Genomic DNA, 18,642 nt, shown 5'->3' with positions numbered 1-18,642 from the left:
GTCGGCTGCTCGACTTCCCGATTGGATCTGGAGACGGTTCGATGGCGACCCGCAATGAAACTCGAAGGCGATCCCCGGATTCCGTCCCTGCTGCTTCGCATGGCGATGTCGCATTGAAGCCTGGCCATGCAGCACCCGGCCAGGGTGTAGCACCCGAGAGCCTGGACGAAACATTTCGCCAGGTGGACCGTCTCGTTCACGCCGGGATGGCGCAGGCGAGCTTTGGCATTTCACCGATCAGCCTTCTGCAGGCCTTGCAGGACTGGGGCGTGCATCTGGCGATCTCGCCGGGCAAGCAGTACGAGCTTTATGTAAAGGCGATCGAAAAATCGGCTCGCCTGGCGACATTCCTGGCCAGTTGCATCGAAAGGAAGGGGCTTTCCCAGCCTTGCATTTCACCCCTGCCACAGGACCGGCGCTTTGGCCATTCAGGCTGGCAGGTTTTTCCGTTCAGCGCTTATCAGCAATCCTTTCTGCTATGGCAGCAATGGTGGCATAACGCGACCAGCGACGTGCACGGCGTTTCGGCAAAGCACGAAAGACTGGTCGAGTTCTACAGCCGGCAATTCCTCGACATGCTGTCGCCGTCGAATTTCGTCGGCAGCAACCCCGAGGTTCTGTCAAAGACGATGGGCGAGGGCGGTTCGAACCTCTGGGCGGGGCTGGCGAATCTGGTCGACGATCTGGCGCGGCAATCGGCAGGCCGCCCGGCGGCCGGCACGGATCATTTCCGGCCAGGCCTGGAAGTGGCGGCGACGCCCGGCGACGTCGTGTATCGCAATGAGTTCATCGAACTGATCCAGTACCGGCCGGTCACGGAAACGGTGAAGTCGGAGCCGATCCTCATCGTGCCGGCCTGGATCATGAAATACTACATCCTCGATCTGTCACCGCACAATTCGCTCATCCGGTATCTGGTCGCCCAGGGCTTCACGGTGTTCTGTATTTCCTGGCGCAATCCCGGGCGCGAACAGCGGGAGTGGTCGATCGACCACTACCGCTCGCATGGCGTCATGGCGGCGATTGATGCGATCAGTGATGTCACCAGTGGCGCGAAGGTGCACGCGGTGGGTTACTGCCTGGGTGGAACGCTGCTTTCCATCGCGGCATCGGCGATGGCGCGCGACGGCGACGACCGGCTGAAGTCGCTTTCGCTGATAGCAGCCCAGATCGATTTCGAAGAACCAGGCGAACTCGGTCTGTTTATCGATGAAAGCCAGGTGTCCATGCTCGAGGATCTGATGTGGAGCGAGGGCTTTCTCGATCAGCGACGCATGGCTGGCACCTTTCAGATGCTGCACTCCCAGGATTTGATATGGTCACGCATCGTGCGCGAATACCTGATCGGCGAACGCCCGCCAATGTCGGACCTGATGGCATGGAACGCCGACGCGACGCGCATGCCATACCGGATGCAATCAGAATATCTGCGCCAGCTTTATCTCGGCAATGATCTCTCGCAAGGCCGTTTCCAAGTCGATGGCCGGCCGGTCCATGTCGAGGACATCAAGGTTCCGGTGTTCGCACTGGGAACGGTGACCGATCACGTCGCACCGTGGCGTTCCGTTTTCAAGCTGACGCACCTGCTCGACACGGACATCGACTTCGTCCTGACGAGCGGTGGCCACAATGCCGGCGTCGTGTCGGAGCCGGGTCACCCGGGCCGGAGCTACAAGCGGCTACAGCATGTGAGCGGGCAACCTCATCCGGACCCCGAAACCTGGTCGGCATCCGCCGCTGCCGTCGATGGTTCCTGGTGGCGGGAATGGGCGGACTGGCTGGCTCTCCATTCCGGCGCTGGTATTCCGCCGCTGCCCGCAGGCGGGGGCACCGGGCGTTACCGGCCAGTCTGTACAGCTCCTGGAACATACGTGCTTGAGCCCTGATACGGCGAAGATGGCTTGACGCCGATCAATGCCCTCTCGAGCGGCAAGGTGTTGGGATGGCGTTATCGGCAGACCGCCGCGAATCCACGAAATGCCTGGAGTACCAGCATGCTCAAGATGAATGTCGGCTTTGTCGATCGCGTTGTACGCGTGATCGTCGGCCTTGCGCTGCTTTCGCTTTTCTTCATCTATCCGGGCGCTGCCTGGCGCTATGGTTTGCTCGTGGGGCTGGTTCCACTGCTAACGGGATTGTTCGGAACGTGTCCCCTCTACACACTGCTCGGAATCTCGACCTGCCCGGCACGAAGCGCCTGAATTGACTTAGCTAAGTCATGCTGGCGCTTTTCAGCGCCGGCGGCTCGCCGCTTCAGGCGAACCTCGATCCCCCGAAAACGAAATCAACGCCTGATCCAGAATGGCTGCGAGATGAGGGACACTCTTGCGAGGACAGTTCGCGGCTATGTGCTGCTGCTGGTGACCATTGCGCTTGCGGGATGCATCCACCAGCCGGGGAAACCCACCTCCATGGGCGCAACCACATTCGCCGGCAACCTGTCGCAGTGCTGTCTCAATGCCGAGAAATATCCGGCTTGGCTGGTGGATCTGGTCGAACCAGCGGCGCCGCTCGTCGGGCGCACGATTGCGCATGTTGTCTGGAGGCAGGGTTATCTCGCCAATGACATGGCCCAGAAGACAATTCTGAGTGTGCTGAGACCCCTCGACATCCTTGTTTTGAGTTCAAAAGGCCGAATGTCCGGCCACACCATCCCCGGGCTTTTTGGCCATGCCGCTGTCTATCTCGGTACCGAGACGGAACTGCGCCAAATAGGCGCCTGGGATGATCCACACATCGTGCCGTACCGGGAGCGGATACGGGCAGGCGCGATTATGATCGAAGCCGATCAGGACGGGATTCATCTGTCGCCGGCGCGTGTCGTGCTCAATGCCGATCGGGTGGTGGTCCTGCGGCCACATCTGAGGAGCAATCGACGGCGCAGGGGGGTGATCGCCGGGCTCCTCGAGCATATGGGCCAGCGCTTCGATTTCCATTTCGACAACGCAAGTACGGAGCGGCTATACTGTACAGAACTGATCAATCACGTGATGCCGGAAGCCGGGCTGCCTGCCCGTCGCCTCTACGGTCGTCAGACCACTTTGCCCGACGAGGTCGTTGCCCTGGCCGCTGTTGGAAAATCAAATCTCGACCTGATTCTCTATGTCAGAAGTCTCTCGCCACAATGGGAAAGTGCATCACGCCGAACGCTGGCCGCCGACATTGCGTTGGCATGGCATGCCAACGCCGATTGATGGAAATCAAGGCAAGGGACGGCCATGAGCGCAGATTGCCGCAATGAACGCTTCCATCGTAGATAGCACCGTCCGACATCATTCCCTGCGGGCCCTTGTCCTCGCCCTCTCGCTGGTTTTGCCCGCTCTGCCGGCGCTGGCCGACAGCATGACGGAGCGCGGCAAGGCCCTGGTGGAGTTCAATTGTGCCCGCTGCCACGCTATTGGAAAAACCGACAAGAGCAGCCATCCGGACGCTCCCGCCTTTCGCACCCTGTCAAAGCGCTATCCGCTGACGGATCTTGAGGAGGCGCTCGCAGAAGGCATTTCGACCGGTCATCCGGACATGCCTGAATGGGTTGCCAGCCCCGAACAGATCGATGCGATCATCGCCTATATAGCCAGCGTCCAGCAGCCGTGACCGACGCCACCGACCAGGCGCACGGCCGGCCGCACCTGACGGGTGTTCGTGCGCAATCAGTCGGCATTTGATGGCGATCAAGTCCCCATCTCGCAGCGAGCCTAGAATGGCAACTTCTCGACGGAGCGAGATGATGAAGGATTTCAAGGATAAGATCGTGGCAGGGATCGGATCAGGAACCGACGCCGCTCTTGCGAGTGGGTTGACTGCACGCGGCGCGCATGTCGCCGCCGACGTCGAAATGGCGGCCTTTGGCCGCGTCAAGCGTTCGCTGGTTGAGGAAAGCGGCACCAACCGCTTCATGTCGCATTGATGGTGTCTCGCACCGTGCCGAGCGATGTTGAACAGCCAACGCGGCAGGACGGGCAAACAGGAATTGCGATGCAACCCGTCCCTGCATCGGCGGGCATTCCTGACGAAGATGCCTATTGGTCGATCGAGGCCAATGACCTCCTGCATCGTCTCGAGACATCGGGCTCGGGGCTTGCCACCTCCGAGGCCGCATCAAGGCTTGCAAAGTTCGGCCGAAACACGCCGGAGTCTCGATCCGGCACGTCGGCTTTGACCATATTTGTGGGGCAGTTCCGCAGTCCACTGGTCCTGATCCTCATTTTTGCGGCCGGCGTGTCGGCTTTCGTTGGTGAGGGCCAGGAGGCAGCGATCATCGGCGCGATCGTGCTGGCGAGCTGCGTCCTGAGCTTCACCCAGGAATATGGCGCGTCGCGAGCGACGGAAGCACTGAAACAGCGTGTTTCACACAAGGCTATTGTCCTGCGCGACGGTGCCGAATGCGCCATCAATGCCGAAGACATCGTGCCTGGGGACGTGATCCGGCTCTCGGCCGGAAACCTCATTCCCGCGGACGGTGTCATTCTGGATGCGCGCGATTTCAATGTCAGCGAGGCGGTGCTGACCGGTGAGACGTTTCCGGTTGTGAAAACACCGGGCCGATCCGCGCCAGAAGCTTCCATCGCGCAGCGCAGCAATGCCGTCTTCACCGGCACGTCGGTCCGCAGCGGCACCGCGACTGTACTGGCGGCGGCGACCGGTGAACGCACCGAGTTCGCTTCAATCGCCGCGGCCCTCGAGCGACGTATTCCCGAAACAGGCTTTGCCCAGGGCATCAGACGCTTTGGCTACCTGATGACGGAGATCATGCTGGTGATCGTCATCATCGTGTTCTTCGCCAATCTGCTGCTCCATCGGCCGCTGATTGAATCGCTGCTGTTCTCGCTGGCGCTGGCCGTGGGTCTCACGCCGGAACTGCTTCCAGCCATCATCAGCGTGACGCTGGCTCGAGGTGCCCGCGCTATGGCGGCCAACGGTGTCATCGTGCGCCGGCTCGATGCCATCGAGAATTTGGGCAGCATGGACCTGCTCTGTACCGACAAGACCGGAACGCTGACCGAAGGTGTCATCCACCTCGATGGATGGCTCGACGTCGACGGCCATCCCTCGACGGATGTCCTCCTTTGGGCACGCCTCAACGCCACCTTGCAGACCGGGTTGAAAAACCCGCTGGACGAAGCGATAGCCAGTGCCCAAGGCGACGACGGTGCAACATTGAGGTCCTTCACGAAGGTCGATGAGATTCCCTACGACTTCATCCGCAAGCGGCTGTCCATTGTTGTCCACCACAACGGCGCCGAAGACCTTCTGATCACCAAGGGTGCAGTGCAAAATGTCCTCGAAGTCTGCAGCTTCCTTCGAACTGCGAATGGGCTGGAACCCCTGGGTGACACGCATCGTGCCGCGATCGACGAGAAATTTAGACGCTGGAGTGCCGACGGCTATCGGGTCCTGGGCATGGCTATCCGCCGTTTCGAAAGCGGGGGTGCCCTATCCAGGAAGGACGAGACCGATCTCGCCTTCGCGGGCTTCCTGCTTTTCCTCGATCCGCCGAAGCAGGGGATCAAGGAGGCGCTTTCGGCGGCAACCCACAGGGGTATCGCGGTAAAGGTCATTTCGGGCGACAACCGCTATGTCACCGCGCATCTCGCCACGGCGGTTGGCTTGCGCGCCGAGAGGATCATGACCGGCGAGGATCTGTCGAAGCTGACAAAAAGCGCTCTCTTCGCAGCCGTGCGACACACCGACCTGTTTGTCGAAATCGACCCCAATCAAAAAGAACGCATTGTCGAGGCATTCCGAAGCCGGGGCCATGTCGTCGGCTATATGGGAGACGGCATCAATGATGCGCCCGCCCTGCACGAAGCTGATATCGGTATCTCGGTCGACACCGCGGTCGATGTCGCACGCGAGGCCGCCGACATCATTCTTCTCAAACAGGATCTGGGCGTTCTGGTGCGCGGCGTCGACGACGGCCGCAAGACCTTCGCCAACACGATGAAATACATCTCCATCACGACCAGCGCCAATTTCGGCAACATGATCAGCATGGCCGCCGCCTCGCTGTTCCTGCCTTTCCTGCCGCTACTGGCAACGCAGATCCTGCTCAACAACCTGCTGTCCAGCATTCCCTCGCTGGCGATCGCCACTGACAATGTCGATGCGGAGCAGTTGCACCGACCGCGCCGCTGGGACATTGGCTCCGTGCGGCGGTTTATGCTCAGCTTTGGGCCTATCAGTTCCCTGTTTGACTTTGCGACCTTCGCGTTCCTGCTGTTCATCGCCAACGCAGCGCCCGCCATGTTCCAAACCGCGTGGTTCGTCGAGTCGCTCACGACCCAACTGGCGATCGTGCTTATCGTGCGCACCCACAAGGCGTTCTGGGCGAGCCGTCCAAGCCCGCTGCTTGCCTGGCTTACGCTGGCTGTCGCGGTTATCGCGATCATCTCGCCCTATGCCCCCTTTGCGGCATGGTTCGGCTTTGTGCCGCTGCCGCTGTCCGTGCTTGTCGGGCTCGTCGCCATCACCGCGCTCTATCTGTTGGCCTCGGAGGTAACCAAGCGCTGGTTCTTCGATCACGAGAAGCATCATCATCATCGAATGCTTTCCGGCAAGACCGTCGACGGGTAGCAGAATGCCACAATCGGCCTGATGGGTGGCGCCAGATATGATCCAGAAGGGAATGGCGACAAGGAACATCCGCGCGGATGCACGTCAGCAAGCGCCTGCTGCGTGTCTGCAGGACATGGATCGCGTGGGCCAGTGTCAGTTCATCGAGAGGGCGAGGGCCTAGCCGGCAAGGATTTCGTTCCTCGGCCGGCCGAAATTGAACGGTTTTGTCCTGTTCAAGCCCCGACGGTCCAGCGCCATTCGCGGATCTCGGGCATGTCGATGCCGTGGGCGCGAATGTAGCGTTCGTGTTCGACGAGCTTGTCGCGCATGGCCTGCTTGACGTAGACGGCACTCGCGCCGAGCCCTGGCACGAGGTCGATGACGTCGGCCGCGAGATGGAAGCGGTCGAGCTTGTTGCGAACCACCATGTCGAACGTGGTCGTCGTCGACCCTTCCTCCTGATAGCCGCGCACATGGATGTTTTGGTGGTTGGTGCGCTTGTAGACCAGCCGGTGGATCAGCGTCGGATAGCCGTGATAGGCGAAGACGACGGGCTTGTCCTTGGTGAACAGTGCGTCGAAGTCACGATCGCTCAAGCCGTGCGGATGAGCCGTGTTCGGCTGCAGCGTCATCAAATCCACCACGTTGACCACCCGCACCTTCAATTCCGGAAGGTAGTGGCGCAGCAGATCCACCGCCGCGAGGGTCTCAAGGGTAGGCACATCCCCGGCGCAGGCTAGTACGACATCCGGCTCACCGCCCCGGTCGTTGCTGGCCCATTCCCAGATGCCGACGCCCTGGGTGCAGTGTTTGATCGCCGCGTCCATGTCGAGCCATTGTGGGGCAGGGGCCTTTCCCGCGACAATGACATTGATCCGCCCCCAGCTTCGGAGGCAGTGATCGGTGACGTAGAGCAGCGTATTGGCGTCCGGCGGCAGGTAGATGCGGACGATATCGGCCTTCTTGTTCGCGACATGGTCGATGAAGCCGGGATCCTGATGGCTGAAACCGTTGTGATCCTGCTGCCAGACATGGGATGTCAGCAGATAGTTCAGCGATGCAATCGGGCGCCGCCAGGCTACGTCCCGCGAAGTCTTGAGCCACTTCGCGTGCTGATTGAACATGGAATCGACGATGTGGATGAACGCTTCGTAACAGGAAAGCAGCCCGTGGCGGCCAGTCAGCAGATAGCCCTCGAGCCAGCCCTGGCACAGATGCTCGCTGAGGATTTCCATCACGCGGCCAGCCGGCGCCAGATGGTCGTCTTCGGCAATGGTCCGTGCATCCCAAGCCCTGTCCGTGACCTCGAACAGCGCCTGAAGCCGGTTTGACGCGGTCTCGTCCGGACCGAAGACGCGAAAGTTCCGGCTTGCCCCGTTCTCCCGCATCACGTCACGCAGGAACGTGCCCATGATCCGGGTCGCCTCCGCATTGGCTTCCCCGGGGTGCGCGACCGGAATGGCGTAGGACTCGAATCCGGGCAGCCGCAGCGGACGCATCAGCGCTCCGCCATTGGCATGTGGATTGGCGCTCATGCGCTGCTCGCCCGCTGGAGCGAGCGCGGCGATCTCGGTGCGTAGAGCGCCCGCTTCATCGAACAGCTCCTCGGGCTTGTAGCTTCGCAGCCAATCGTCCAGAAGTTGCAGATGACCGGGCTTGGTCATGTCGCTGAAGGGCACCTGATGCGAGCGCCAGAAACCCTCGGCCTTGAGGCCGTCGACCGTCTTCGGGCCGGTCCAGCCCTTTGGGCTGCGCAGCACGATCATCGGCCACTGAGGCCGCTGGGCCTGGCCGTCTCCGCGCGCGGCCGATTGAATAGCCTTGATGCGTGCGAAAGCCTCTTCCAGCGCACCGGCCATTTTCTGATGCATTGTCTGGGGCTCATCGCCTTCCACGAACAGGGGCGCATAGCCGTAGCCGCGCAACAGCGCCTCCAGTTCCTCGGGCGGGATGCGCGCCAGCACCGTGGGGTTCGCGATCTTATAGCCGTTCAGATGCAGGATCGGCAGAACGGCGCCATCGGCCGCGGGATTGAGAAACTTGTTGGCGTGCCATGATGTCGCCAGCGGTCCGGTTTCGGCTTCGCCATCGCCGATCACGCACGCGACGACGAGGTCGGGATTGTCGAGCACGGCGCCATAGGCATGCGCCAGCGAATAGCCGAGTTCGCCACCCTCGTGAATCGAACCGGGCGTTTCCGGCGCAGCATGGCTGGGTATGCCGCCAGGGAAAGAAAACTGGCGAAACAGCCGACAGAGGCCTTCCTCATCGCGAGATATGTCGGGATAGAGCTCGCTATAGGTTCCTTCGAGATAGGTATTGGCCACGACACCGGGAGCCCCGTGTCCCGGGCCGGCAACGAAAAGCACATTGGTGCCCCTGGTCCGGATGATGCGATTGAGATGCACGTAGACAAAGTTCAATCCGGGCGTGGTGCCCCAGTGGCCGAGAAGGCGCGGCTTGACGTGCTCGATCTTGAGCGGTTCTCGCAAGAGGGGATTGGCAAGCAGATAAACCTGACCGACGGACAGATAATTCGCCGCGCGCCACCATGCGTGCATGAGCTTCAATTCATCCGCCGTCAGGACCTGTCCTGTCGGCACCGCGTCCCGTTCCGTCGCGTCCATGGAAATGTTCCGTCTCTGGTTGTCAATTACGCGTACGCACGCCGCCGATTCAGTTCGCATCGCCGAACGGCTCGACATTGCTGCGGGCATGATCCCTTCACATTGATCCCGATCAACAACAAGCGTCCGCGCTCCAACAGGTTGCGTCCGCCGGCCCAAACCGCGGCGGGGAGTGTCGGCCTCAGATGATGGACAGGGCCTCCCGCGCGATCACCTGTTCCTCATCAGTCGGAACGATCATGACGACGACCTTGCTGCCTGCCGCCTCGATCCGCGTGGCGTTCCGAGCATTCGCCGCGGCATCGATGACCACGCCCAGCCATCCGAGGTGCTTGCAGATGGCTGCACGGATCTCCGGCTGATGCTCGCCGATGCCGGCGGTGAAGACGATGCCGTCGAGCCCGCCCAGCGCTACGGTGATGGCCGCCGTTTCCCGCGCAATGCGAAAGGCGAATAGTTCAAGCGCTTCGCGTGCTCTTGGATCCTTGCTGGAGATCAGGTCGCGGCTGTCGGCGCTGATGCCCGAAATGCCCAGCAGGCCGGAGCGGTGATAGAGCATGTCCTCGATATCCTCGACCCCCAGTCCGCGCTGCTTCAGCAGGTGGATGATGACGCCAGGGTCCAGTGCGCCGCAGCGCGTTGCCATCGGAATGCCGTCGAGCGTCGAAAAACTCATGCTGGTGTCGCGGCTGACGCCTGCGGCGAGCCCGCACAGGCTCGCGCCGCTGCCGAGATGGGCGACGATGACGCGTCCGGCGGCCGTGTCGGGCGCAAGCTCCTGTATCCTGGAAGCGATGAATTTGTAGGAGAGGCCATGGAAGCCGTAGTGCTTGATGCCCTGGTCGAACAGTTCGCGCGGCAGGGCAAAGCGGCGGACCAGATCGCTCTGGCTGCGATGGAAGGCGGTGTCGAAGGACGCAACCTGGCGTAGTCCCGGCCGCAAGTGGCTGACGGCGCGGATCAGGCGAATGCTTTGAGGCTGGTGGAGAGGAGCCAACGGCACCAAAGCTTCGATCGCGGCCAACACGTCGTCGCTGACCAATGCCGGCCCGTCAAAACGGTCGCCGCCATGCACCACCCGATGGCCGACCGCGCAGAGTTCGTTCACGGAGAAGTGGTTCTCGATCCACGCCAGGATTTCGTCGATCAGAGCGTGGAGATCGTCGCTCACCGTTGCCTTCAACACGACGTCGAATGCGCTGGTTTCCTCCTCGACGCGCAGCGTCAGGGGTAGGTGCCGCAGGTCGACGACTCCCTTGGCCAGGGGCCGCGGCCCGTGCGTCCCGATCGCGAACAAGGCAAGCTTGATGGTGGAAGAGCCGGGGTTGAACGTCAGCACGATCGGACCGCTCATGGTTTCGCCTTCTCCGTGCTTCGATCTGACCGGTCACCGACCGTCTTTCACGCGACCGCCTTGCAAGTCGGGAGTTACCCCTCGAACTGGTCCTGTGCCAACGCTTCAAATATCGCGACTTCGGAAAATCGTTCCCTGTCGCATCATTGCAATCGAACCGCCGCGGTCCCTTTCGGTGTCAGCTCGTCATGGCTCGACAGGATGACGATGCGTTGCCGCAGCCGGTGCAGTAGCGCATCGAGAACGCGCTTGCCCTGTTCGGTATCGAGATGCTCGGTCGGCTCGTCCAGAAGCACGACAGGCCGGTTGGACAGCCATGCACGGGCGAGGTTCAGCCTTTGCGCCTCGCCGAGCGATAGCACATCCTGCGTGATCCAGCCGTCCAGGCCGCCCGCCGCCCTTATCCGGTCCTGAAGTTCCACGCTGCTCAGTGCACTCCACAATTCGTCGTCACTGGCGTGCGGGGCAAACAGGTTCTCGCGCACGGTGTCGGCGAGAACCGTCGCATCGTGGGGGCAGAAGCAACTGATGGCGCGACGCGCATCCACATCGAGACCGATGCCGTCGCTCAAGACGCATCCGTCACCGACGTCCAGCCAGCCGGCGATCTGCTTCAACAAGGAGGTCTTGCCGCAGCCGCTGGCGCCATGCAGGACCGTTGGCCTGCCAGCGTTGAAGGTCACGCTGACCGGCCTTCCAATCAGCCGGCCATCCGGGGCATGGCGTGGCAACCGGTCTAGCGTCAATGAGGAGATACGCTCCGGGACATGCTTGCGCGACACGCCGTCCGGGGTATTCCACTTGGCCAGGGTCGACCGGGCCCGCTTCTCGCGCGCGAAGGCGACGACGATCTTCGATGCGCCCAGTACGGATTCCCCAACGGCCAGCCAGGCGAAGGCCAGCAGGGCGGGCACCAAAAGGGCCTCGCCGCGCAGGCCCGACAACCAGGCGGACACCAGGACGCTCAGCATGGCGCATGGCGCCACGCAGTTGGCCAGCGTATCGAACAAGGCCTGTCTGTGGCGAAGCGCCAACGCGCGCGTCTGGGCATTGGCGTAGCCATCGAACGGCGCTTCAAGCATGAGAGCCCAGCGGCGTTCGCCCTGCAATGGCACCACGGCCTGTATCGCGGCGCCAAGCCGGCGGGAGGCCTGCTGCCTGCCTTCGCGCATGGCCGCCAGATCGGCGTCGGCTCGGCTTGCCAGGAAATAGGCCCCGACCGTGTTTACCGTGATGAGCAGCAGGATTGGCACGACTGCCAGCGGCGCTATCCACAGGGTCGCGGCGACAAGCAAGAGAATGGCGACGCCAAGGGTCGCTGACGGCAGGCTGACGCGCAGGCGCGCATAATCCACGTCCTCGACGTCGTCGAGATAGTCGGCAAGGCGATCCTGGTTGCCAAGCTGCCAGCCGGCCTTGCGCACCGAGGGGGCCGCCGCCATCGCGGCGAACAGCGTCGAGCGGCGCCGGACCTGATCCGTGAGCGCCGCCCGATGGCCGACAACGCGCTCGCCATATTTTGCCGCCGTCCGCGTCAGGGCGAACAGGCGTATCAATGCGGCGGGGACATGGAAGTTGAACGTCAACGCGGCGGGCGTCAGGCCCGCCAGGGCGACCGCGCCGAGAAACCACACGGACACGCCGGTCAGCAGGATGCCGCCCGCCAGGGCGGCAAATGCCAGAACGAGGGCGAGGCGCCACGGTGCCCTGTTTCGCACAGGCTCTTGCGGTGGGCCGATCCGCGCTTGCGCGGAGATCGAGGACGCGGCAGCGTTCATGCGACTTTCTCCCGTGTCTGACGGTTGTCCGCGCCGAGGTCGATGGTTGTGCCGGCAAGCAGGGCCAGGCTTCTGTCATGCGTTGCCACCAGGACGAGCCGGCTGCACGCCGCATCCGCAAGCGCACGACGCACCATCGCGGCGTTGCCGGGATCAAGCTTGGCGGTCGGCTCGTCGGCAAAGATGGCCCGGCCCGAGATCAGCGCACGCGCCAGGCCAATGCGCACCCGTTGCCCGCCGGAGAGGTTCTCACCGCCGGCCTGGATCAGCGCGTCAAGCCCACCGGGCAGAAGCACATCGTCGAGAAGACCGACATTGCCCGCGGCAAGCAGCAGCCGGGTCCGGCAACATGGGTCGTTTTGCCAGGCGATGGCAGCGCCAAGCGTGCCTTCCGGCACATAGATGTCGGTGGAGCACCAAGCGATGCCTGGGCGGGTGTCGAAATCCGCATCGAAAGATGGCGCGGACCCGATCCCGGCAAGGTGGCGCAGCAGGGTCGACTTGCCCGATCCGCTCGGTCCGGTGATGGCTACCAGCCCGGTTCGGGGCAGAAGCGATGCGGCACCGGCCAGATCGCGGGTCACCATGGCGGCTTCGAAAGCCGGCGATTGCGGATGAGCGGCCAGAACGAGCGTGTCGAGCGCGGTGGCGGCGGCGAGGCCCTCGGCCTTGGCGTGATACTGCTCCGCGTAGCGCCGGAACGGGGCGAAATACTCCGGCGCGATCATCAGGATGAACAGGCTCTGCCAAAGCTGGAGGTCGGTAAAGCCGGGGATGCTGATCAGCTTGAGATGGCCGAGACCGAGCAACACGGCGAGCATCGCGATCGACAGCGACGAGAAGAAGTCGATGATGCCGGCGTTGAGGAAGGCGATCCTGAGCACGCCCATCGTGCCCGAGGCATAGGTATCCAGCCGCACCGCGAGCTTGCGCCTTTCCCGGCTCAGCGCGTGGTTTCCAAGAATGGTCGGCAAGGTGCGGATGCGATCGGCGAACTGTGCGGCGAGACGGCCGAACGCCTTTTCCTGAGCGTCGGCGCCGCTACGGATCGCACCGCCAATCAGAGCGAAAAAGACGATCATCACCGGGGTCAGCACGACGAGCGCCAGTGCCGCCTCCCACGAAACGGCGACAATCACGGTTGCGGCAAGCAGCGGGCCCAGCCCCAACATGGTCGACGCGAGGCGATGCCCGACCGCCAGGTCGGCCACGGCTTGCGGATAGCGTTGCAGTCCGGCGATCAATGTTCCGAGCGGCATCGCCTGGATGTCGCAGGGAAGAGCCGCGGCGAGGGCGCGACGCAGCGCCTCGAGCAGGCCGTTGGCGACCTTCAGTTCCGTATTGGCGACAGCTCGGTCGGCCACCAGGCCGACGACAGAACCGAGGATCAGGCTGACCAGCGTCGCGCCAAGCAGCAGCCAGCTTGCATTCCCCGAGATCATGCGGCCCACGAACATTGCCGCCAGACCTATGAAGGCAAGCCGCAGCATCGCGCGCGTCGCTTGCAATGCAAGGGCGGAACGCAAGCCGGGAGCGGCAAGGCCGCGCGCAACGCAGAGTGTCTTGCCGGGGGCGGGCGCCCCTGGATTGGCCGCCTGCGGCGGATTTGCCCCCGTTGGGCGTTTGCCGCGGTGTTTCAGAACGGTTTCGAGCATGACGGTTCAATCTCATGCCGGGGCCGTCAGCGAATTGACGCACATCAAAAGGCGCGACCGCCGAACACGCTATCGAAGGGAACGCCTTAACGGAGCTCTCCCATGACCAGCCCACTGCTTGTGGAGTTGTCGCGACTGCAATTCGCGCTGACCGCGATGTACCATTTCCTGTTCGTCCCGCTGACATTGGGCCTGTCCATCATGCTTGCGATGATGGAGACGGTCTATGTCATGACCGGCCGCACGATCTGGCGCGACATGGTCAAATTCTGGGGTGTGCTGTTCGGTATCAATTTCGCCCTCGGCGTCGCCACCGGCATCACCATGGAATTCCAGTTCGGCATGAACTGGGCCTATTATTCGCACTATGTCGGAGACGTGTTCGGCGCCCCTCTCGCGATCGAGGGCCTGATGGCGTTCTTCCTGGAGGCGACCTTCGTCGGGCTGTTCTTCTTCGGCTGGGAAAAGCTCTCGGCGCGCTCGCATCTGGTGGTCACCTGGCTTGTCGCGCTGGGTACCAATTTCTCGGCGCTATGGATCCTGATCGCCAATGGCTGGATGCAGAATCCTGTCGGCTCAGCCTTCAACCCGGACACGATGCGCATGGAGGTGACGGACTTCATGGCCGTCATCTTCAACCCGGTGGCGCAGGCGAAGTTCGTCCACACTGTTTCGGCGGGCTATGTCTGCGGCGCCGTCTTCGTGCTCGGCGTCTCGGCCTACTACATGCTGCGCGGGCGGCACATCGAACTCGCCAAGCGGTCTTTTGTTATCGCCTCGGCTTTCGGCATCGCCTCATCGCTGTCGGTCATCGTACTCGGTGACGAGAGCGGCTACGACATCACCGACAACCAGAAGATGAAGCTCGCCGCCATGGAGGCGATGTGGGAGACCGAGCCGGCTCCGGCCTCCTTCACAGCGTTCGGCGTTCCCAGCATGAGTGATCGCACGACCCGTTTCGCCGTGCGTATCCCTTGGGTCATGGGCCTTATCGGCACCCGTTCGATCGACAAGGAGATTCCCGGCATCTTCGAACTCGTCCAGAGGGCCGAGGGGCGGATCCGCAACGGGCTGACAGCCTACGACGCCCTGGAAAAGCTCAAGGTCAACCATGGCGACGCGGCGGCACGCGCCAGCTTCGACGCGACAAGCAAGGATCTTGGCTACGCCCTGCTGCTGAAGCGCTATATCGATGATCCACGCCAGGCCAATGACGATCAGATCAAGCAGGCGGCATGGTCGACCGTGCCGGAAGTGCCGGCGATCTTCTTCACCTTCCGGATCATGGTGCTGTGCGCCTTCCTGCTGCTTGCCGTCTTCGCGATCTCGCTCTGGCATACGATGCGCGAGACGCCGGCGCCGCGCTGGCTGCTTTGCATCGCGCTGATCGCGATGCCATTGCCATGGCTAGCCGCGGAGCTCGGTTGGTTCGTCTCCGAATTCGGCCGCCAGCCCTGGATCATCGAGGGCACGCTGCCGACGTTCCTGGCGACGTCCGAGCTCGGTATTCCCGACCTTCTGATTACCATCCTGGGCTTCACCCTCGTCTATGGCGTGCTGGCGGTGATCGAGGTGAAGCTGATGTTGCAGGCGATAGCGAAAGGGCCGGCTGTCGGCGCGGACATCGCGCCTCCCTTCGGCGAAGGCACACAAGTCCATCTGGCGGCCGCCCGATAAACCCGGGACCTGCAAGGAACAACGACGATGATCGATTTTCTCTTCAACTACGAAACGCTGCGGATCATATGGTGGGCGCTGCTTGGCGTTCTTTTGATGGGCTTCGCGGTGACCGACGGCTTTGACATGGGCGTGGGGGCACTGCTGCCGTTCGTCGCAAAAACCGATATCGAGCGGCGTGTTGCCATCAACACCGTCGGACCGGTCTGGGAAGGCAACCAGGTCTGGTTTATCCTGGGCGGCGGCGCCATCTTCGCTGCCTGGCCGGCGCTCTACGCAGTGAGCTTCTCGGGCTTCTACCTCGCCATGTTCCTGGTGCTGTTCGCGCTGATCCTGCGGCCGGTCGGCTTCAAATACCGCTCCAAGCGGGAGGATCCCCGCTGGCGCTCGAACTGGGACTGGGCGCTGTTCATCGGCGGCGCCGTGCCGGCGCTCATCTTCGGCGTGGCGGTGGGCAATGCGCTGAGAGGCGTGCCGTTCCACTTCTCCACCGACCTGCGGCCGTTCTATGAAGGCACCCTGTTCGGCCTGCTCAATCCGGTGGCGCTTTATTGCGGCCTGGTTTCACTGACCATGCTTGTCATGCACGGCGCGGCATGGCTGACATTCAAGGCGGAAGGGCCGGTGGCCGACCGCGCCCGCATCATCGGCGGCAAGGCCGCGCTTGCCGCGGCTGTCCTGTTTGCCGGCGGCGGCGTGCTTGTCTGGCTCGGGCTGCTCGGCGGCTATGAGGTGACCAGCGCCATCGTCTGGGATGGACCGTCCAATCCGCTTGGCAAGACAGTGATCGCGAATTCGAGCGCCTGGCTGCGCAACTTCAATGCCACGCCGGTCCTTTGCCTGGTGCCCGCGCTGGGCATCGTGGCGCCGCTGGTCGCCGCGGCCGGCTTCCGTACGCGTCGCGAAGGCCTCACCTTCCTCGCATCGAAGCTTGGCGTGCTCTGCATCATCGCGACTGTCGGCTTGGCGATGTTCCCGATCATCCTGCCGTCAAGCAGCAATCCGGGCCATTCGCTTGCCGTGTTCGACGCATCCTCGAGCCGGGCGACGCTGCGCAACATGCTGATCGCAACTGTCATCTTCCTACCGCTGATCCTTGCCTACACAGCCTGGGTCTACAGCGTGCTTTGGGGCAAGGTCAGCGAACGCTCGGTACGCGGGGCCGGTTCATCGGCGTACTGAAACGAGATTGGAGATTGCAACGATGTGGTATTTCGCCTGGATCCTCGGCCTCGGACTGGCCACCACGGTCGGCATCCTAAATGCCCTCTGGTACGAGTTGCGCGCGGTTCGCGCGCAACCGTCAGAAAGAAATGAGCATCTAAACACGCCATGACAGGGCGGCTTCAGCCCGGCGATTGTCTTGCAAACAAAGGACTATAGGCAAGACGGCAGGGCAGGACGCTAAGGCTGCAAGCGGATTTCAAGACCGGCGCCTTGAACTGCTCGGCTATTCCTTCGGCAATTTGCGATTGCTCGAGTGCCCGCTCTGATCCCGGGCGGGCCACCGACAATCCCGAGCCTGACCTTCGCCCGAACGAACGGAAAGCCGTTGCTCCTCAGGGCTGTCAACGCAGTGGAGGCGCCACAATCTTGCCCGGTTCCGGCCACAATCGATTAATACGGTGATAAACAATTCCTGCGCACAAAGGATCGGGGTTCAAGGCGTCGTTGGTATTCGTCGAGTGAGTGCTTTGGCTCCTCTGATGGTTAGGCAGCGGCGTCTCAGTCGAGACTGTAGGGGACTTCAGGAAAATGCAGGCTATGACGCACCCGCGTCTCCGTCGCGCTGCTACGGTCGCGTTGTTCGCCATGTCGGCTGCCTTGCTGGCGGCTTGCGCGTCGCAGCCTGAACCGAAAGCGATGGTCTACAAGAAGACCCGCTCCAAGGAATATTTCTCCGAATCCGAATATGGCGTGAAGGCAAGCCCGCGTGTCACCTTCAAGATGGCTGGCCTGCAACGTGGCGGCGGCCGTGACCAGCTCGGCAAGCCCTATCAGGTCCGCGGCAAGTGGTACTATCCCAAGGAAGACAAGCATTACGCCAAGGTTGGCCTAGCCTCCTGGTATGGCGATGCCTTCCATGGCCGGCTTACCGCCAATGGCGAAGTCTACGACATGACGCACCTGACGGCGGCGCACCCGACCATGCCGCTGCCAAGCTATGCCCGCGTCACCAATCTCAAGACCGGCAGTTCGGTCATCGTGCGCGTCAACGATCGCGGCCCTTATCACGAGGGTCGCATCATCGATGTGTCGGAGCGCGCCGCCCAGATGCTTGACTATGCCAACATCGGCACCGCCGAGGTAAAGGTCGAGTATGTCGGCCGTGCGCCGCTCGACGGCAATGACGACCAGTATCTGATGGCTTCCTATCACCCCGGCAACAGGGCGCCGGATCCGTCGGATGGATTGCCGACCGGCGTCATGGTCGCCATGAATGGACCGTCTCCGAGCCTCCCCGTCGGTGCCGCCGCCGTACCGTTTCCCGGTCAGTTGACTGATTCAGGGGCGGCTGAGCCGGTCCTGTCGGCGCAGTCGCCGGCCCTTGGCGATCTGGCGCTGCCCGATTCTGGCCCGATCGTGCCGGAGCGCCCGGAGATCAATCTGCCCCCGCAATCGCCGTTTGCCGTGGCCTCGCTGTCCTATGCGGATGAGCACGTGCAGCGCGCCGATGTCTTTGCCGCGCTGGACGACAACGGCATGTCGCCCGCCGATATCCTGCAGTCGTGGAAAAAATCAAATTCGCGGGCGTCATCGCCCGCTTCCGACTATGTCGCCGCCGGCTCCTTCGATGACGCAGCAGAAGCAAGGCGCCTGGCCGCAGCGCTTGAACCCTTTGGCAAGGCCGAAATCCAGCGTTCCGATCTGGATGGCAAGGATTGGTACTCGGTGAACCTCTATCCGGACGGCCACGGCAGCGTGGATGATTTGCTGCAAGCGGCTTGGGCGCATGGCGCGCCGGATGCACTGGCTGTGCGTAACTGAGCGGAAGC

The 18,642-nt window shown here is 62.6% G+C and carries 14 protein-coding genes; 10 read left to right on the top strand and 4 right to left on the bottom strand.

What is annotated here, in order from left to right:
• The first annotated feature begins 41 nt into the window (after positions 1 to 41).
• The 6 genes from OOJ09_RS18745 (at position 42) to mgtA (ending at position 6,573) form a co-directional block, all read left to right on the top strand.
• The gene (locus OOJ09_RS18745) at positions 42 to 1,886 is read left to right on the top strand and encodes a PHA/PHB synthase family protein (RefSeq protein WP_269906604.1); all 1,845 of its coding nucleotides are present in this window, start codon (positions 42 to 44) and stop codon (positions 1,884 to 1,886) included.
• 15 nt (positions 1,887 to 1,901) lie between these two features.
• Entirely contained in the window at positions 1,902 to 2,201 is a 300-nt protein-coding gene (locus OOJ09_RS18740) for a YgaP family membrane protein (protein ID WP_420107523.1), read from the top strand.
• 111 nt (positions 2,202 to 2,312) lie between these two features.
• Positions 2,313 to 3,194: a YiiX/YebB-like N1pC/P60 family cysteine hydrolase gene (locus tag OOJ09_RS18735; RefSeq protein WP_269906603.1), complete on the top strand. Its 882-nt coding sequence runs from the start codon at positions 2,313 to 2,315 to the stop codon at positions 3,192 to 3,194.
• A 43-nt stretch (positions 3,195 to 3,237) separates the two neighbouring features.
• Positions 3,238 to 3,594: a c-type cytochrome gene (locus tag OOJ09_RS18730; RefSeq protein ID WP_420107522.1), complete on the top strand. Its 357-nt coding sequence runs from the start codon at positions 3,238 to 3,240 to the stop codon at positions 3,592 to 3,594.
• Between the two features lie 133 nt (positions 3,595 to 3,727).
• Positions 3,728 to 3,907: a hypothetical protein gene (locus OOJ09_RS18725; RefSeq protein WP_269906602.1), complete on the top strand. Its 180-nt coding sequence runs from the start codon at positions 3,728 to 3,730 to the stop codon at positions 3,905 to 3,907.
• A gap of 68 nt (positions 3,908 to 3,975) precedes the next feature.
• A complete protein-coding gene (mgtA, locus tag OOJ09_RS18720; protein ID WP_269906601.1) occupies positions 3,976 to 6,573 on the top strand; it encodes a magnesium-translocating P-type ATPase in 2,598 nt (865 codons plus the stop codon).
• A 215-nt stretch (positions 6,574 to 6,788) separates the two neighbouring features.
• On the opposite strand, the gene OOJ09_RS18715 is transcribed toward mgtA, so the two are convergent.
• The 4 genes from OOJ09_RS18715 to OOJ09_RS18700 form a co-directional block, all read right to left on the bottom strand.
• A complete protein-coding gene (locus OOJ09_RS18715; RefSeq protein ID WP_269906788.1) occupies positions 6,789 to 9,182 on the bottom strand; it encodes a phosphoketolase in 2,394 nt (797 codons plus the stop codon).
• Between the two features lie 181 nt (positions 9,183 to 9,363).
• Positions 9,364 to 10,536 (bottom strand): acetate/propionate family kinase, encoded by a 1,173-nt coding sequence (locus OOJ09_RS18710; RefSeq protein ID WP_269906600.1) that lies wholly within the window; start codon positions 10,534 to 10,536, stop codon positions 9,364 to 9,366.
• A gap of 143 nt (positions 10,537 to 10,679) precedes the next feature.
• Complete coding sequence (locus tag OOJ09_RS18705; protein ID WP_269906599.1) at positions 10,680 to 12,314, bottom strand: ATP-binding cassette domain-containing protein; 1,635 nt, start codon at positions 12,312 to 12,314, stop codon at positions 10,680 to 10,682.
• On the bottom strand, positions 12,311 to 13,969 hold the full coding sequence (locus OOJ09_RS18700; protein ID WP_269906598.1) for an ABC transporter transmembrane domain-containing protein: 1,659 nt from the start codon (positions 13,967 to 13,969) through the stop codon (positions 12,311 to 12,313). Before OOJ09_RS18700 ends, OOJ09_RS18705 begins: the two co-directional genes overlap by 4 nt.
• A gap of 102 nt (positions 13,970 to 14,071) precedes the next feature.
• Between OOJ09_RS18700 and OOJ09_RS18695 the strand changes: the two genes are divergently transcribed.
• From OOJ09_RS18695 to OOJ09_RS18680, 4 genes are all read left to right on the top strand, one after another.
• Positions 14,072 to 15,646, top strand: coding sequence for a cytochrome ubiquinol oxidase subunit I (locus OOJ09_RS18695; protein ID WP_269906597.1), 1,575 nt, complete (start codon positions 14,072 to 14,074; stop codon positions 15,644 to 15,646).
• A 27-nt stretch (positions 15,647 to 15,673) separates the two neighbouring features.
• On the top strand, positions 15,674 to 16,828 hold the full coding sequence (gene cydB, locus OOJ09_RS18690) for a cytochrome d ubiquinol oxidase subunit II (RefSeq protein ID WP_269906596.1): 1,155 nt from the start codon (positions 15,674 to 15,676) through the stop codon (positions 16,826 to 16,828).
• 22 nt (positions 16,829 to 16,850) lie between these two features.
• Complete coding sequence (cydX, locus tag OOJ09_RS18685) at positions 16,851 to 16,982, top strand: cytochrome bd-I oxidase subunit CydX (protein WP_269906595.1); 132 nt, start codon at positions 16,851 to 16,853, stop codon at positions 16,980 to 16,982.
• A gap of 419 nt (positions 16,983 to 17,401) precedes the next feature.
• Complete coding sequence (locus OOJ09_RS18680) at positions 17,402 to 18,634, top strand: septal ring lytic transglycosylase RlpA family protein (RefSeq protein WP_269906594.1); 1,233 nt, start codon at positions 17,402 to 17,404, stop codon at positions 18,632 to 18,634.
• Positions 18,635 to 18,642: the final 8 nt, after the last annotated feature.

Source organism: Mesorhizobium qingshengii, assembly GCF_027563465.1.
GTDB classification, from domain to species: Bacteria; Pseudomonadota; Alphaproteobacteria; order Rhizobiales; family Rhizobiaceae; genus Mesorhizobium; species Mesorhizobium qingshengii_A.
The sequence above is the reverse complement of the archived record's forward strand: the minus strand, read 5'-3'. Positions and strand labels throughout refer to the sequence as shown.

Coding starts and splice junctions, on each gene's coding strand:
- OOJ09_RS18700 (WP_269906598.1), bottom strand. CDS start 13,969: ATGCTCGAAACCGTTCTGAAACACCGCGGCAAACGCCCAACGGGGGCA.
- OOJ09_RS18715 (WP_269906788.1), bottom strand. CDS start 9,182: ATGGACGCGACGGAACGGGACGCGGTGCCGACAGGACAGGTCCTGACG.
- OOJ09_RS18745 (WP_269906604.1), top strand. CDS start 42: ATGGCGACCCGCAATGAAACTCGAAGGCGATCCCCGGATTCCGTCCCT.
- OOJ09_RS18730 (WP_420107522.1), top strand. CDS start 3,238: ATGAACGCTTCCATCGTAGATAGCACCGTCCGACATCATTCCCTGCGG.
- OOJ09_RS18710 (WP_269906600.1), bottom strand. CDS start 10,536: ATGAGCGGTCCGATCGTGCTGACGTTCAACCCCGGCTCTTCCACCATC.
- OOJ09_RS18680 (WP_269906594.1), top strand. CDS start 17,402: ATGCAGGCTATGACGCACCCGCGTCTCCGTCGCGCTGCTACGGTCGCG.
- OOJ09_RS18735 (WP_269906603.1), top strand. CDS start 2,313: ATGAGGGACACTCTTGCGAGGACAGTTCGCGGCTATGTGCTGCTGCTG.
- OOJ09_RS18695 (WP_269906597.1), top strand. CDS start 14,072: ATGACCAGCCCACTGCTTGTGGAGTTGTCGCGACTGCAATTCGCGCTG.
- OOJ09_RS18705 (WP_269906599.1), bottom strand. CDS start 12,314: ATGAACGCTGCCGCGTCCTCGATCTCCGCGCAAGCGCGGATCGGCCCA.
- mgtA (WP_269906601.1), top strand. CDS start 3,976: ATGCAACCCGTCCCTGCATCGGCGGGCATTCCTGACGAAGATGCCTAT.
- cydX (WP_269906595.1), top strand. CDS start 16,851: ATGTGGTATTTCGCCTGGATCCTCGGCCTCGGACTGGCCACCACGGTC.
- cydB (WP_269906596.1), top strand. CDS start 15,674: ATGATCGATTTTCTCTTCAACTACGAAACGCTGCGGATCATATGGTGG.
- OOJ09_RS18725 (WP_269906602.1), top strand. CDS start 3,728: ATGAAGGATTTCAAGGATAAGATCGTGGCAGGGATCGGATCAGGAACC.